The organism is Micromonospora sp. ATLC16, assembly GCF_057196645.1.
Genome location: NZ_JBXUOW010000013.1, coordinates 81,756 through 95,311, shown reverse-complemented (window position 1 = coordinate 95,311; position 13,556 = coordinate 81,756). Strand labels below are relative to the sequence as shown.

The 13,556-nt window shown below is 71.9% G+C and carries 14 protein-coding genes and 1 tRNA gene; 8 read left to right on the top strand and 7 right to left on the bottom strand.

The genetic code is table 11. The features are described from left to right. Positions 1-236 (bottom strand): hypothetical protein (locus AC2CHE_RS08370; protein WP_484504319.1); only part of this gene is annotated, 236 nt, incomplete at its 3' end. Then, positions 233-553: a hypothetical protein gene (locus tag AC2CHE_RS08365; protein ID WP_484504318.1), complete on the bottom strand. Its 321-nt coding sequence runs from the start codon at positions 551-553 to the stop codon at positions 233-235. The genes AC2CHE_RS08365 and AC2CHE_RS08370, both read right to left, overlap by 4 nt. A 136-nt stretch (positions 554-689) precedes the next feature. Between AC2CHE_RS08365 and AC2CHE_RS08360 the strand changes: the two genes are divergently transcribed. From AC2CHE_RS08360 to AC2CHE_RS08340, 5 genes are all read left to right on the top strand, one after another. Continuing rightward, positions 690-857, top strand: a complete 168-nt coding sequence (locus tag AC2CHE_RS08360; protein ID WP_484504317.1) for a hypothetical protein — start codon at positions 690-692, stop codon at positions 855-857. Between the two features lie 277 nt (positions 858-1,134). Further along, positions 1,135-2,583 carry a pyruvate kinase gene (gene pyk, locus AC2CHE_RS08355; RefSeq protein ID WP_484504316.1) on the top strand — a complete coding sequence of 483 codons (1,449 nt, stop codon included), beginning with the start codon at positions 1,135-1,137 and terminating at the stop codon, positions 2,581-2,583. Beyond that, a complete protein-coding gene (locus tag AC2CHE_RS08350; RefSeq protein ID WP_484504315.1) occupies positions 2,580-3,461 on the top strand; it encodes an acyl-CoA thioesterase in 882 nt (293 codons plus the stop codon). The genes pyk and AC2CHE_RS08350 overlap by 4 nt, the downstream gene beginning before the upstream one ends. Positions 3,462-3,584: 123 nt before the next feature. Then, on the top strand, positions 3,585-4,046 hold the full coding sequence (locus tag AC2CHE_RS08345; RefSeq protein ID WP_484504314.1) for an RrF2 family transcriptional regulator: 462 nt from the start codon (positions 3,585-3,587) through the stop codon (positions 4,044-4,046). A gap of 135 nt (positions 4,047-4,181) precedes the next feature. Then, positions 4,182-5,153, top strand: coding sequence for a sulfite exporter TauE/SafE family protein (locus AC2CHE_RS08340; RefSeq protein WP_484504313.1), 972 nt, complete (start codon positions 4,182-4,184; stop codon positions 5,151-5,153). A 76-nt stretch (positions 5,154-5,229) separates the two neighbouring features. On the opposite strand, the gene AC2CHE_RS08335 is transcribed toward AC2CHE_RS08340, so the two are convergent. After that, complete coding sequence (locus AC2CHE_RS08335; protein WP_484504312.1) at positions 5,230-6,666, bottom strand: pyridoxal-dependent decarboxylase; 1,437 nt, start codon at positions 6,664-6,666, stop codon at positions 5,230-5,232. A gap of 241 nt (positions 6,667-6,907) precedes the next feature. Here AC2CHE_RS08335 and AC2CHE_RS08330 point away from each other — a divergent pair, with 241 nt between their 5' ends. Further along, complete coding sequence (locus tag AC2CHE_RS08330; protein ID WP_484504311.1) at positions 6,908-9,175, top strand: rhamnogalacturonan lyase family protein; 2,268 nt, start codon at positions 6,908-6,910, stop codon at positions 9,173-9,175. Between the two features lie 270 nt (positions 9,176-9,445). On the opposite strand, the gene AC2CHE_RS08325 is transcribed toward AC2CHE_RS08330, so the two are convergent. Next, complete coding sequence (locus AC2CHE_RS08325; protein ID WP_484504325.1) at positions 9,446-10,450, bottom strand: LLM class flavin-dependent oxidoreductase; 1,005 nt, start codon at positions 10,448-10,450, stop codon at positions 9,446-9,448. Between the two features lie 56 nt (positions 10,451-10,506). After that, complete coding sequence (locus AC2CHE_RS08320; protein ID WP_484504310.1) at positions 10,507-10,986, bottom strand: Lrp/AsnC family transcriptional regulator; 480 nt, start codon at positions 10,984-10,986, stop codon at positions 10,507-10,509. Between the two features lie 83 nt (positions 10,987-11,069). Here AC2CHE_RS08320 and AC2CHE_RS08315 point away from each other — a divergent pair, with 83 nt between their 5' ends. Beyond that, entirely contained in the window at positions 11,070-12,245 is a 1,176-nt protein-coding gene (locus AC2CHE_RS08315; protein WP_484504309.1) for a trans-sulfuration enzyme family protein, read from the top strand. A gap of 54 nt (positions 12,246-12,299) precedes the next feature. Here the strand turns inward: AC2CHE_RS08315 and AC2CHE_RS08310 are convergent, their stop codons facing one another. Both AC2CHE_RS08310 and AC2CHE_RS08305 read right to left on the bottom strand, forming a co-directional pair. Then, complete coding sequence (locus AC2CHE_RS08310; RefSeq protein WP_484504308.1) at positions 12,300-12,488, bottom strand: hypothetical protein; 189 nt, start codon at positions 12,486-12,488, stop codon at positions 12,300-12,302. A 249-nt stretch (positions 12,489-12,737) separates the two neighbouring features. After that, positions 12,738-12,810: transfer RNA gene (locus tag AC2CHE_RS08305), tRNA-Leu, on the bottom strand. Between the two features lie 95 nt (positions 12,811-12,905). Between AC2CHE_RS08305 and AC2CHE_RS08300 the strand changes: the two genes are divergently transcribed. Next, positions 12,906-13,526 (top strand): ANTAR domain-containing response regulator, encoded by a 621-nt coding sequence (locus AC2CHE_RS08300; RefSeq protein ID WP_484504307.1) that lies wholly within the window; start codon positions 12,906-12,908, stop codon positions 13,524-13,526. Positions 13,527-13,556 lie beyond the last annotated feature (30 nt).

Below are 13,556 nucleotides of genomic sequence, written 5' to 3'. Positions count from 1 at the left end.
GCCAGCAGCAGCACGCCGACCAGCGCGCCCCAGCCGGGGGCGAGCGTGCTGACGTCGGAGCGACCCCGGATCAGGCTGAAGCCGACCAGCGCGACGAGCAGGCCGCCCAGCCCGTGGCGCCAGGCCAGCGCGGCGGCCCGGACCCGGTCCAGTTCGCCGCGCAGCGACGCGGCCAGCTCCTGCGCCCGGCGCAGATCGGTGAGCGTCGCCGCCGGCCCCGGCCGCACTCGGATCACGACTCGACCTCCAGCGTCACCGTCCAGTACGCGCCGCAGCCGGCCAGCCGGTCGGGGCGGGCCGGGTGGTCGGCGGCGCAACTGCACAGCAGCGTCCGGTAGCCGGGGTCGACCGGTGCCTGCGGTGCCTCCCGCCGGTACACCTCGTCGACGATCGGGCAGGTGATCGGGTGCTGGCAGCGGGGGCAGTCGCCGCTGAGCAGCACCGCCGGACCGTACCGGCGCACCGAGAACGTCTCCGCGACCCGGCTGCCGTACCCCTCGTCGGTGACCTCCGCGTACGGCAGCGGCTGCGCCGCCGGCTCACCATCCCGCACCGATGCACCCTCCCACCGTCGTCGTCCCGACAACGAGCACGGTAGCGACCGCCCGCCCGCCGGTCACCCGGCGCGCGGGCGGACCGGTGCCCGGTCTGGCGAGCGGGTGCCGGGAAGCAGGATCGGCGGAGCGCCCGTGCGGCCGGACCGTCCGTGGGAGGCTGGACGGTACCGGCGCCGCCGGGCGGGCGTTGCCGGCCGGGACGTCCAGCGGTTGCCGGCCGAGCATGCCCGGCACATGCAGGCGATGCGGCAGCGGGGGATCATCCTCGTCGCCGGGGCGGTGGACGGCCCGGCCGGCTAGCTGGAGTTCCCGCTGGTCAAGATGGAGAGCTGAGTCACGCCAGCCGCAGGCACGGCGTGTTGCCGACCGTACGCGTACAGTTGTCGACCCGGAGCGCCCCGACACGGCCTGGCGCCGGGGGCGTACCATTCCGGCGCGCGGTCGCCGTTGCCCGCCGTCGACGTCCGGAGCGACTCACGCTCGCCGGCCGCGCCAGTGGGCAGCGCGCCGTTGGACAACTGTTCCACATTGCGCGAGGGGTCGGCCGGTGGTCCGACCCGGAGGAGAGACTAGCCTGATGGGCGTGACACGCCGCGCGAAGATCGTCTGTACTCTTGGCCCCGCCACCTCGTCGCCCGAGCGCATCCGCGGGCTCGTCGAGGCCGGCATGAACGTGGCGAGGCTCAACTTCAGCCACGGCAGCCACGCCGACCACGAGGCGGTCTACCGGCTCGTGCGGGAGGCGGCGGAGGCCGCGGGGGAGCCGGTGGCGATCCTGGCCGACCTCCAGGGGCCCAAGATCCGCCTGGGCAGGTTCGCCGACGGGCCGCACGACTGGCGCACCGGTGACTCCGTGGTGATCACCGGCGACGACATCGTGGGCAGCAAGGAGCGGGTCTCCTGCACCTACCGCCGGCTTCCGCTGGAGGTCAAGCCCGGTGACCGGCTGCTGATCGACGACGGCCGGGTGGCCGTCGAGGTCACCGACGTCACCGGCAACGACATCCGGGTGCTGGTCACCGAGGGCGGTCCGGTCAGCAACAACAAGGGCGTCTCGCTGCCGAACGTGGCGGTCAGCGTGCCCGCCCTGTCGGAGAAGGACGCCGCCGACCTGCGCTTCGCACTCGGCCTCGGCGTGGACCTGGTCGCCCTGTCGTTCGTCCGCTCCGCCGACGACATCAAGCTGTGCCACGCGATCATGAGTGAGGTCGGTGTGCACCGCCCGGTGCTGGCCAAGGTCGAGAAGCCGGAGGCGGTCGACCACCTCGAAGCGATCGTGTTGGCCTTCGACGGGGTCATGGTGGCCCGCGGTGACCTCGGCGTGGAACTGCCGCTCGACGAGGTGCCGCTGGTGCAGAAGCGCGCGGTGCAGTTGTGCCGGGAGAACGCCAAGCCGGTCATCGTGGCCACCCAGATGCTCGACTCCATGATCGAGAATTCCCGGCCGACCCGCGCCGAGGCCTCCGACGTGGCAAACGCGGTACTCGACGGCGCCGACGCGGTGATGCTCTCCGGTGAGACGAGCGTCGGCAAGTATCCGGTGCTCACCGTCAGCACCATGTCCAAGATCGTCAGCACCACCGAGGCCGGCTCCATCCTGGTGCCCCGCCTCCAGCACGACCCGCGTACGCACGGCGGCGCGCTCACCGTGGCCGCCTCCTCGATCGCCCGGGCCATCGGCGCGAAGGCGCTGGTCGCGTTCTCGCAGACCGGTGACACCGTGCGCCGGCTCAGCCGGCTGCACTGCGACCTGCCGCTGCTGGCCTTCACCCCGGTGCCCGAGGTTCGGGCGCAGCTCGCCCTCTCGTGGGGGGTGGAGACCTTCCTGATGCCGTTCGTGCAGCACACCGACGACATGTTCCGCCAGGTCGACCAGGCGCTGCTCGGACTCAACCGGGGCAACCCCGGCGACTACGTGGTGATCGTGGCCGGTAGCCCGCCCGGCAGCCCCGGCTCGACCAACACCCTGCGGGTGCACCAGCTCGGTTCGCTTGTCGACGCCGCCACCGCGCGGGCGTTGCAGTGACCGACAGCTCGCTCGTCGGCCAAGCCGCCGTCGACCAGCTGCTGGAGGTCCTGGACCTCGCGCCGACCGGCGCGATGTCGTTCCGGGGGATGAGCCCGCCGGTCGGCCCGCAGCGGGTGTACGGCGGCCAGGTAGCCGGTCAGGCCCTGGTCGCCGCCGGCCGCACCGTCGACCCGGAGCGGGTGGTCCACTCGCTGCACGGCTACTTCGTGCGTGCCGGCGACCCGGTCGAGCCGATCGAGTACGAGGTGGAGAACATCCGGGACGGCCGCTCGTTTTCGGTGCGCCGCTCGGTCGCGCTCCAGCACGGCAAGCCCATCTTCTTCATGTCCGCCTCGTTCCAGCGACCGGAGGAGGGGCTGGACCACCACGCCCCGCTGCCGCCGGAGGTGCCCGGGCCGGAGTCGGTCCCGACCATGACCGACCGGCTGTCCCGCTACCCGGAGCGGCTGGGCATCTGGGGGCAGATTCCCCGCCCGATCGACGTGCGCTACGTCGGTGAGCCGGGTTGGGTCCGGCCGGGCGACCGGCCGGCCGATCCGCACCAGCGGGTGTGGATGCGCATCGACGGCAAGCTGCCCGACGATCCGCTGTTGCACGCCTGCGCCCTGACGTACGCCTCCGACCTGACCCTGCTCGACTCGGTGCTCTCGGTGCACGGCGAGGTGTGGGGGCCCGGTGGCGTGGTGGGCGCGAGCCTGGACCACGCCCTGTGGTTCCACCGGCCGTTCCGGGCCGACGAATGGTTCCTCTACGACTGCTGGAGTCCGTCGGCCTCCGGCGCGCGCGGGCTGGCCACCGGCCGCATGTTCACCGTGGCCGGCAGCCAGATCGCCAGCGCCGTGCAGGAGGGCCTGCTGCGCCGGGTCGGTGGCTGAGACACCGTTCGGCGTCCTCGGTCAGCGACCGACGGTGACCACCGTACGACGTGCCGGACCCTCGTCTGCCGTTGGTTGGGCCGCCGGGCAATGTCCGGGTACCCGACAGTTAACCTTTCCGACATGCGTCTTTCAGCCCGGGTGGACTACGCCCTTCGAGCGGTCGCCGAACTGGCCTCGGTGACCGGGGCTGGACGTGGTAGCCCGGTCACCGCCGATCAGATCGCGCGGGCCCAGCAGATCCCACCGAAGTTCCTGGAGAGCATCCTGCTGCAACTGCGCCGTGCTGGCGTGGTGCAGGCCCAACGCGGGCCCGAGGGCGGCTACTGGCTGGCCCGGCCGGCGGAGGAGATCTGCCTCGCCGACGTGATCCGGGTGATCGACGGGCCGTTGGCGCATGTTCGAGGCCAACGCCCCGAGCATCTCGGATACCAGGGTGCCGCCCGGGCGTTGCAGGAGGTCTGGATCGCGCTGCGGGCCAGCGAGCGGCAGATCCTCGAACTGGTCACCGTCGCCGACGTGGCGCGGGGCACCCTGCCCGAGCCGGTCACCAAGCTGGTCGCCGACCCTGGCGCCTGGACCTGACCGCCCGCGCCACCGCCCGACGGCCGCCACGCGTCGGCGTGTCGTCTCACTGACTGATTCCAGGGTTGACCGGAGGCCGACCATGCCGCATTCTCGACCAAGCCGATAGGAGATATCGATTAGCCGGGAGGCGTCGTGCGCAAGCTGCTCGTCATCGCGCTGGTGGGGCTCGCCGCGCAACTCGTTGACGGTTCACTCGGCATGGCCTACGGGCTGACCTCCTCGACGCTGCTGCTACTGGCCGGTGTCGCACCGGCCGCCGCGTCCGCCTCGGTGCACCTGGCCGAGATCGGCACCACGCTCGCCGCGGGCACGGCGCACTGGCGGTTCGGCAATGTCGACTGGCGGGTGGTGCGCCGCATCGCGCTGCCCGGCGCGGTCGGCGCCTTCGCCGGCGCCACCTTCCTCAGCGCGCTCTCCACCGAGTCGGCCGCACCCTGGATGGCCGCGATCCTGTTCACGCTCGGCGCGTACCTGCTCATCCGGTTCTCCCGGCCGCTGCGCCGAAACCCGGCCGCCGGCCGGCTGCGCGGGCGTTTCCTCGGCCCGCTCGGCCTCGTCGCCGGCTTCGTCGACGCCACCGGCGGCGGCGGATGGGGTCCGGTGGCCACCCCGGCCCTGTTGGTCAGCGGCCGGCTGGAGCCCCGCAAGGTGATCGGCTCGGTGGACACCTCCGAGTTCGTCGTGGCCGCCGCCGCCAGCCTCGGCTTCCTGATCGGTCTGGGCACCGAGGGTTTCCTGCTGCCGATCGTGCTCGCGCTGCTCGCCGGTGGCCTGATCGCCGCACCGATCGCGGCCTGGCTGGTGCGCATCGTGCCGGCCCAACTGCTCGGCGCGGCCGTCGGTGGCGTGATCGTGCTGACCAACGCCCGCATCCTGATCCGCGTCGGTGACCTGGGTGGTCCCCTGCCGGTGCTCGTCTACCTGCTGCTGGCCGCGGGCTGGATCACGGCCCTGACGCTGGCGACCCGGGTGCTGCTGCGGACCCGCCGTGAACGGGCCCTCGCCGCGACCCTCGCCGCCGAGCCGCCCCACGCCTCCGCCGAGCCCCACGCCTCCGCCGAGCCGGTCGGCGCGGGCGCACCCGCCCACCCCGATCCCCGTTGACCATGAGGTTGTTGTCCCGACACACCAGGCGGAGGGAGCACAACCCCACGAGTGACAAGAGGGGCTGCAGGGAGGCTCAGCTCTCCGGGGACAGGGTTGTCGCGGTGTGTGCGATCAGCTCCCAGGCCTGGTCGACGTGCGTCTGGGTGGTCTGCGGGGCGCCGACGGCCAGCCGCAGGGTGTGTCGGCCGGCGACCCGGGTGTGCGTCAGGTACACCTTGCCGGCGGCGTTGACCGCCGCCAGCAGCCGCTCGTTCGGCCCGTCCGGGCCGCGCAACCGGAAACAGACAAGCGCGTACGGGTGGTCGGCGACCAGTTCGAACCGGTCGTCGGCACGGACCCGGTCGGCGAACCCAGCGGCCAGCGCCACCCCTCGACGGATGTGCTCGCGCAGGCCCTCGACGCCGTACCAGCGCAGCACGAACCACAGCTTCAAGGCTCGGAACCGCCGACCGAGCGGCACCTGCCAGTCCCGGTAGTCGATCACCGCGCCGGACTCGGTGGCGGCGTTGCGCAGGTACTCCGGCAGCACGGTCAGCGCCTCGACCAGTTCAGCCGCGTCGGCCACCCAGAACGCGTCGCAGTCGAAGCCGGTCAGCAGCCACTTGTGCGGGTCGAAGCAGTACGAGTCGGCGTACTCCACACCCGCGTGGCCGAACCGCAGTTCCGGGCAGACCGCCGCCGCGCCCGCGTACGCGGCGTCGACGTGCAGGAAGACACCCTGCTCGGCGCAGATCGGGCCGATGGCCGGCAGCGGGTCCACCGCCGTGGTGGAGGTGGTGCCGACGGTCGCCACCACCAGCGCGGGCACCACCCCGGCGGCCCGGTCCGCCTCGATCGCGGCGCGCAGCGCCACCGGCGACATCGCCCGGGTCGCCGGTTCCACCTCGATCAGGCGCACACCGTCGGCGCCCAACCCCGCGATCCGGGCCGCCTTCTCCACCGACGAGTGCGCCTCCGTCGAGGCGTACACCCGGTAGCGGCGGTCGACGCCGGCCTGGCGCCACCGCCCGCCGGCGGCCCGGTGCAGCGCGACCAGGGTGGCCACCAGGGTGGCCGAGGAGGCCGAGTCCTGGATGACCCCGCCGCCGCGGCCGGTGGAGCGGAACCGGGCCGGCAGGTCCAGCAGGTCGGCCAGCCAGTCGAGCAGCACCGTCTCCAACTCGGTGCAGGCCGGAGCGGCGGCCCAGAGCATGCCCTGCACGCCGAGCCCGGCACTGACCAGGTCACCGAGCACGCTGGGGCCCGAGGTGTTGGCCGGGAAGTACCCGAAGAAGCCCGGATGCTGCCAGTGGGTGAGCCCGGGGGCGACCAGCTTGTCCAGGTCGGCGAGGACCGCCTCGACCGGCTCGCCCCGGGCCGGCGGCCCGGCCGGCAGCCGGGCGGCCACCGTGCCGGGTGGGTCCTGGGAGGTCACCGGGCGTTGCGGCAGGGTCGCCCAGTAGTCGGCGATCCAGTCGACCACCGCGTACCCGGCCCGGCGGAACTCCTCCGGCGTCATGTGTTCAGCCACCAGGCGAGTGGATCAAAAGAATGCCTTCGGAGCAAGGCGGCGGATCGATTGTGAGCAGAAAACGCTTGCCCTAGCATCACAGATGCGCGGGAACGCACTCACCTCCATCGATCAGATGGACTCTTTCCGCTAGCGCGGCACGGACGCCGGCCGGGCACGGCCGGTGGACCAACGCTCGTCGGCCCCGGGCACGGCCGGCGGATCACCGGACGCCGCGCGTCCGACCTCCACCGGAGGAACCATGCTTCGCACCGCCCCCCGGGCGGCCCTGCTCGCCGCGACCACCGCCACCGCGGTCGTTGCCGCCGGCGTGCTGACCACCCTGACCGCCTCGGCCGCCGTCGCGGGATGCCGCGTCGACTACCGCGTCACCAACCAGTGGACCGGCGGCTTCGGCGCCGACATCAGCGTCACCAACCTCGGCGATCCGGTCAACGGCTGGACCCTGACCTGGACCTGGGCCGCCGGGCAACAGGTCACCCAGGCCTGGAACACCACCGTCACCCAGTCCGGCGCCCAGGTGAGCGCCCGCAACGTCGACTACAACGCCGCCATCGGCACCAACGGCAGCGTCAACTTCGGCTTCAACGGCTCGTGGAACGGCAGCAACCCGGCACCGACCAGCTTCGCGCTGAACGGCACCACCTGCACCGGCGCCACCACCCCGACCACCCCGACCACCCCACCGCCGTCACCGACCACCCCGTCACCGACCACCCCACCACCGACCACCCCGCCACCGACCACACCGCCACCGACCGGAGTCATGCAGGCGGAGGACCTGGATCGGGGCCTGGTCAGTGTCCGCTCCGGGTCGGCCAACCTGGTCTCGTGGCGGCTGTTGGGGACCGAGACCACCGGCGTGGCGTTCAACCTCTACCGAGGGGCGACCAGGGTGAACGCCAGCCCGATCACCGGCGCCACCAACCACCTGGACAGCGGCGCGCCGGCCGGCGCGACGTACACCGTGCGGGCCGTGGTGGGCGGCACCGAGCAGGCCGCCTCCGCGCCCGCGCTGCAGTTCCCCGCCGGCTACCTGGACGTCCCGTTGCAGGTTCCGCCCGGCGGCACCACCCCCAGCGGTGAGGCGTACACCTACTCCGCGAACGACGCCAGCGTCGGCGACCTCGACGGCGACGGCGACTACGAGTTCGTGCTCAAGTGGGACCCGTCCAACGCCAAGGACAACTCGCAGTCCGGCTACACCGGCAACGTCTACGTCGACGCGTACACCCTCACCGGCACCCGGCTGTGGCGCATCGACCTGGGCCGCAACATCCGCGCCGGCGCCCACTACACCCAGTTCCAGGTGTACGACTACGACGGCGACGGAGACGCCGAGGTGGCGATGAAGACCGCCGACGGCACCCGCTCCGGCACCGGCCAGGTGATCGGCAACGCCAACGCCGACCACCGCAACTCCGCCGGCTACGTCCTCGCCGGCCCGGAGTACCTGACCATGTTCGACGGCCGCACCGGCGCCGCCCTCTCCACCGTCAACTACGACCCGCCACGCGGCACCGTCTCATCCTGGGGCGACAACTACGGCAACCGGGTCGACCGGTTCCTCGCCGGCACGGCGTACCTCGACGGACAACGCCCATCGCTGATCATGGCCCGTGGCTACTACACCCGCGCGGTCATCGCCGCCTGGGACTTCCGCAACGGCACCCTCACCAAGCGGTGGACCTTCGACTCCAACGCCGCCGGCAACGGCGCCGCCGCCGGGCAGGGCAACCACAGCCTCTCCATCGCCGACGTGGACGGCGACGGCCGGCAGGAAATCGTCTACGGCGCGGCCACCGTCGACGACAACGGCCGCCTGCTGTGGTCCACCGGCCACGGCCACGGCGACGCCGGGCACGTCGGCGACCTCGACCCGTCCCGCCCCGGGTTGGAGTACTTCAAGGTCAGCGAGGACGGCAGCAAGCCCAGTTCCTGGTTCGCCGACGCCCGCACCGGGCAGATCCTCTGGTCCACCCCGACCGGCGGCGACAACGGCCGGGGCGTCTCCGGCGACATCTGGGCCGGCAGCCCCGGCGCCGAGTCCTGGTCGTCCGCGGTCAGCGGCCTGGCCAACACCCGGGGCCAGAACATCGGCCGCAAGCCGTCCTCGACGAACTTCCTCGCCTGGTGGGACGGCGATCCGGTTCGCGAACTGCTCGACGCCACCCGGATCGACAAGTACGGCACTGGCGGCGACACCCGCCTGCTCACCGCCAGCGGTGTCTCGTCCAACAACGGCACCAAATCGACCCCGAGTCTCTCGGCCGACCTGTTCGGTGACTGGCGGGAGGAGGTGGTCTGGCGCACCAGCGACAGCCGGGCCCTGCGGATCTACAGCACCCCGACGCCGACCAGCACCCGGATCCACACCCTGATGCACGACCTGCAGTACCGGGTCGCCGTCGCCTGGCAGAACACCGCCTACAACCAGCCCCCGCACCCGAGCTTCTTCATCGGCGACGGCATGACCACGCCGCCCACGCCCGACATCCACCTGCGTTGACCCGGGGACACCGGAGGCGGTAGAAGATAAGGAAAGGCACCGGGCCGCAATCGCGGAATCCGCACAACTGCGGCCCGGTGCCCCACACCGCGGCACCCCCGACCCGTCCCGACCGGAGAGTGCCGTACCACCACCGGATACAAAGTTAGGCGGGCTCCGCGTCGCGAGGGTGACGCTGCCGTGAAGATCGTGTTTCACGACGCCGAAACGCTGTGACCTGGGCCACCTCGCCGCCCCGGCCGCCGGGGCCGCCGACCGTGAGCCGTCGGCTCAGCGGCGCAGACCGCCGGCCACCTCAGCCGCGACCAACTCGAACGAACGCACCCGGTCGGCGACGTCGTACACCATCGTGGTCAGCATCAGCTCGTCCGCGCCGGTGCTTTCCAGCAGCTCGCTCAACTGCCGGCGCACCGTCTCCGGGGAACCGCATGCCTGCCCCTGCCGGCGCTGCGCCAGGAACTCCCGTTCGAACTCGGTGTACGGGTACGATGCCGCCTCGTCCGGCGTCGCCAGCGGCTCCGGCCGCCCCGACCGCAACCGCAGGAAGGACAACCCGGCCGGCCCGGCCAACCACTCGGCGCGCTCGTCGGACTCGGCGCACACCGCGTTCACCGCCACCATCGCGTACGGCCGCTCCAGCCACCGCGACGGGCGGAAACTCTGCCGGTACAGCGCCAACGCGGGCAACGTGTTCTGCGCGCTGAAGTGGTGCGCGAAGGAGAACGGCAGGCCCAGCGCGCCGGCCAGCTGAGCACTGAACCCACTGGAACCCAGCAACCACACCGCCGGCCGCTGCCCGCGCCCCGGAGTCGCGGTGATCCGCCCCGACGCCGTCTCGTCGAAGTAGCCCATCAGGTCGTTCAGCTCGCGGGGAAAACCCTCGGCCGACAGACCCTCCATGGTCCGGCGCAGCGCCAACGCGGTGACCTGGTCCGTGCCGGGCGCACGGCCGATGCCCAGGTCGATCCGCCCCGGATGCAGCGCCTCCAGGGTGCCGAACTGCTCGGCGACCACCAGCGGCGGATGGTTGGGCAGCATCACCCCACCCGAACCGACCCTGATGTCGGTGGTGTGCGCGGCCAGATGCGCGATCAGCACCGCCGGCGCCGAGGACGCGATGGCCGGCACGTTGTGGTGCTCGGCCACCCAGAACCGGTGGTAGCCCAGCTCGTCGACGCGACGCGCCAACTCGGTGGTGTGCCGCAACGCCTCACCGGCGGAGGCACCGGCGGCGACCGGGGCGAGGTCGAGGACGGACAACGGAACGTCGATCACACGGCTGGCCAACCGGCCGTACGCCGGTTCTGTTCCCGACCCGGCCAGCGATGTGATCAACCCGACCCGCGGGCCTGCTCGAAGATCAGGCTGGTCTGGGTGTGCTGCACCGCCGGATCCACCGCCAGATGGTCCAGCACGAAGTCGCGCAGCGCCTCCGCCGAGGCCGCCCGCACGTGCAGCACGTAATCCTCCGCCCCGGCCACGTGGAACACCGACACCACGCCCGGCAGACGCACCGAGCGGGTCCGGAACGCGTCCACCGCCGCCCGCGCGTGCTCGGTCAGCCGCACCGACACCAGCGCCTGCAACGGCAACCCCAACGCCGCCGGATGCACCTCGGCGTGGAAACCCCGGATCGCCCCGCACTCCCGCAACGCCCGGGTGCGCGCCAGACAGGTCGACGGCGCCACCCCCACCCGTTCGGCCAGGGCATTGTTCGGCAACCGGCCGTCGCCGGCCAGCTCGGTCAGGATCGCGCGGTCGGTGTCGTCGAGGGCCGTGAACGGCCGAACATCGTTCGATGCGAGGGGCATGCCGCCATCCTTCACCGAACGACTCCGGTCATGAAAGCAATTATTACGAATAATAATCGGAACTATTGCCTCTGATGGGCTGGATGTTCGATCCTCTCGACATGACGACCGTGGACACCCGAGCCGTGCACGCCGGCCGCGACGACCTCGCCGCCCTCGGCGTCCACGTGCCGCCGATCGACCTGTCCACCACCAACCCGCTGCCCTCGGTGGAGGCTGGCGGCGACGCCTACGAGACCCTCGCCACCGGCGGCACCCTCCCCGCCGACACCAGCGCCGTCTACCAACGGCTGTGGAACCCGACCGTCGCCCGCTTCGAAGCCGCCCTCGCCGAACTGGAAGGCAGCACCGAAGCCGTCGCGTACGCCAGCGGCATGGCCGCCCTCACCGCCGCACTGCTCGCCGCCACCCGCGACGGCCGACGGCACCTGGTCGCCGTGCGTCCCCTCTACGGCGGCACCGACCACGTCCTCGCCACCGGCCTGCTCGGCACCGACGTCACCTGGGCCCGGCCCGACACCGTCGCCGCCGCCATCCGGCCCGACACCGCCCTGGTGATCGCCGAAACCCCCGCCAACCCGACCCTCGACCTGATCGACATCGCCGCCCTCGCCGACGCCGCCGGCCAGGTGCCCCTGCTGATCGACAACACCGTCGCCACCCCGGTTCTCCAGCAGCCCACCCGACACGGCGCGCAGTTGGTGCTGCACAGCGCCACCAAGAGCATCGGCGGCCACGGCGACGTCCTCGCCGGAGTGATCGCCTGCGACGCCGATTGGGCAAGTCGGCTGCGCCAGGTCCGCGCCCTCACCGGCGCGATCCTGCACCCCCTCGGGGCGTACCTGCTGCACCGCGGCCTGCAGACGCTGCCGCTGCGGGTCCGCGCCCAGCAGGCCGGCGCGGAGAAACTCGCCCTCTGGCTCGCCGCGCACCCGGCGGTCGCGCGGGTCCACCACCCCGGCGCCGACGACCCGGCCGGGCTCGTCGGCCGGCAGATGTCCGGCCCGGGCAGCCTCCTCGCCTTCGAGGTACGCGGCGGCGCACCCGCCGCCGCAGCGGTCGCCGACGCCTGCCGGCTCATCACCCACGCCGTCTCCCTCGGTGGCGTCGACACCCTCATCCAGCACCCGGCGTCACTGACCCACCGCCCCGTCGAAACGGAGGCCAGACCCGACGGCGGACTGCTGCGCCTCTCCGTCGGCCTGGAAGACCCGGAGGACCTGCGCGCCGACCTGGAGAACGCGCTCGCCACGATCTGACCCGGTCGAACCTTCGGCGTGCGGGCAGTCGTCGGTCTGTGGTGTCCGGACGCGTCACGATCTCGGGCCGACGTGGCGGTCGAGCGCGGCCACCGCCTCCCGGCGCGCGACGGACAGGCTGTTGGGACGGTTCATCCGCCAGGCGATGCCGAGCAGGTCCAGGCCCCATTGGCAGAGCCCCATGATGTCGGTGGACTCGTTGACGAACATGTAACGCGGGTAGACGTATGTCTTTCCCCGCACGGTGACCCGGTTGGCGAAGCGGGTGCTGTCGGATTGCCGATATCGGGCCGGCAACGGAAGCAACGCAGGGCACTGGCTTGTTGCTTCGGCTCGGGTTGGCCTTTGCACCAGTATCGGACGGTGGGGTAAGGAAGCCCGACTGCGCGGGCAACCTCGGCCACGGTCGCGCCAGCGAGGTAGCGACTCCTTGCCTCGGCGCGAATTTCGGGGGGATGCACCTGCATATTTGAACGCGCGTACGATAGTTTGTGCCCCCGGTGGGATTCGAACCCACACTGTATGGCTTTTGAAACCATCGTCTCTGCCGTTGGACTACAGGGGCCTGGAGTTCTCGGCCCCCATAGGTTACCCACTACGCTAGGAGCGGCGACACCCGGTACCGCGGGTGTCACGGCGCAGACTGGGTGGGAGTGGCTCGTGGCCGAGACGCAGACGGATGCCGCGCGCAGGCGGGTACTGATCGCCGAGGACGAGGCGCTGATCCGGCTGGACCTGGCCGAGATGCTGGCCGAGGAAGGCTACGAGGTGGTCGGTGAGGCCGGTGACGGCGAGGCCGCCATCCGGTTGGCCGAGGACCTGAAGCCCGACCTGGTGATCCTCGACATCAAGATGCCGATCATGGACGGGCTGGCTGCCGCCGAACGGATCGCCGGGGCCCGGATCGCTCCGGTGATCATTCTGACCGCGTTCAGTCAGCGTGACCTGGTGGAGCGGGCTCGGGCGGCCGGTGCGATGGCGTACCTGGTCAAGCCCTTCCAGAAGAGTGACCTGGTGCCGGCGGTGGAGATCGCCCTGTCCCGCTACTCGGAGATCGCCGCGCTCGAGGCCGAGGTGGCCGGGCTGACCGACCGGCTGGAGGTCCGCAAGGCCGTCGAGCGGGCCAAGGGCGCGCTGATGACCGCCTACAACATGAGCGAGCCGGAGGCGTTCAAGTGGATCCAGCGCACCGCGATGGACCATCGGATGACCATGAAGGAGGTCTCCGAGCGGATCCTCGCCGAGACCGCTGGCGGTGAGGTGGCCGAGCCGGCACCCTGACCGGCGTCGACCGGCACCGTGACCAGGCAC

Excerpts from the sequence above, each read along its gene's own strand:
- AC2CHE_RS08330 (WP_484504311.1), top strand. The coding sequence starts at position 6,908 with ATGCTTCGCACCGCCCCCCGGGCGGCCCTGCTCGCCGCGACCACCGCC.
- AC2CHE_RS08315 (WP_484504309.1), top strand. The coding sequence starts at position 11,070 with ATGTTCGATCCTCTCGACATGACGACCGTGGACACCCGAGCCGTGCAC.
- AC2CHE_RS08345 (WP_484504314.1), top strand. The coding sequence starts at position 3,585 with ATGCGTCTTTCAGCCCGGGTGGACTACGCCCTTCGAGCGGTCGCCGAA.
- AC2CHE_RS08320 (WP_484504310.1), bottom strand. The coding sequence starts at position 10,986 with ATGCCCCTCGCATCGAACGATGTTCGGCCGTTCACGGCCCTCGACGAC.
- pyk (WP_484504316.1), top strand. The coding sequence starts at position 1,135 with ATGGGCGTGACACGCCGCGCGAAGATCGTCTGTACTCTTGGCCCCGCC.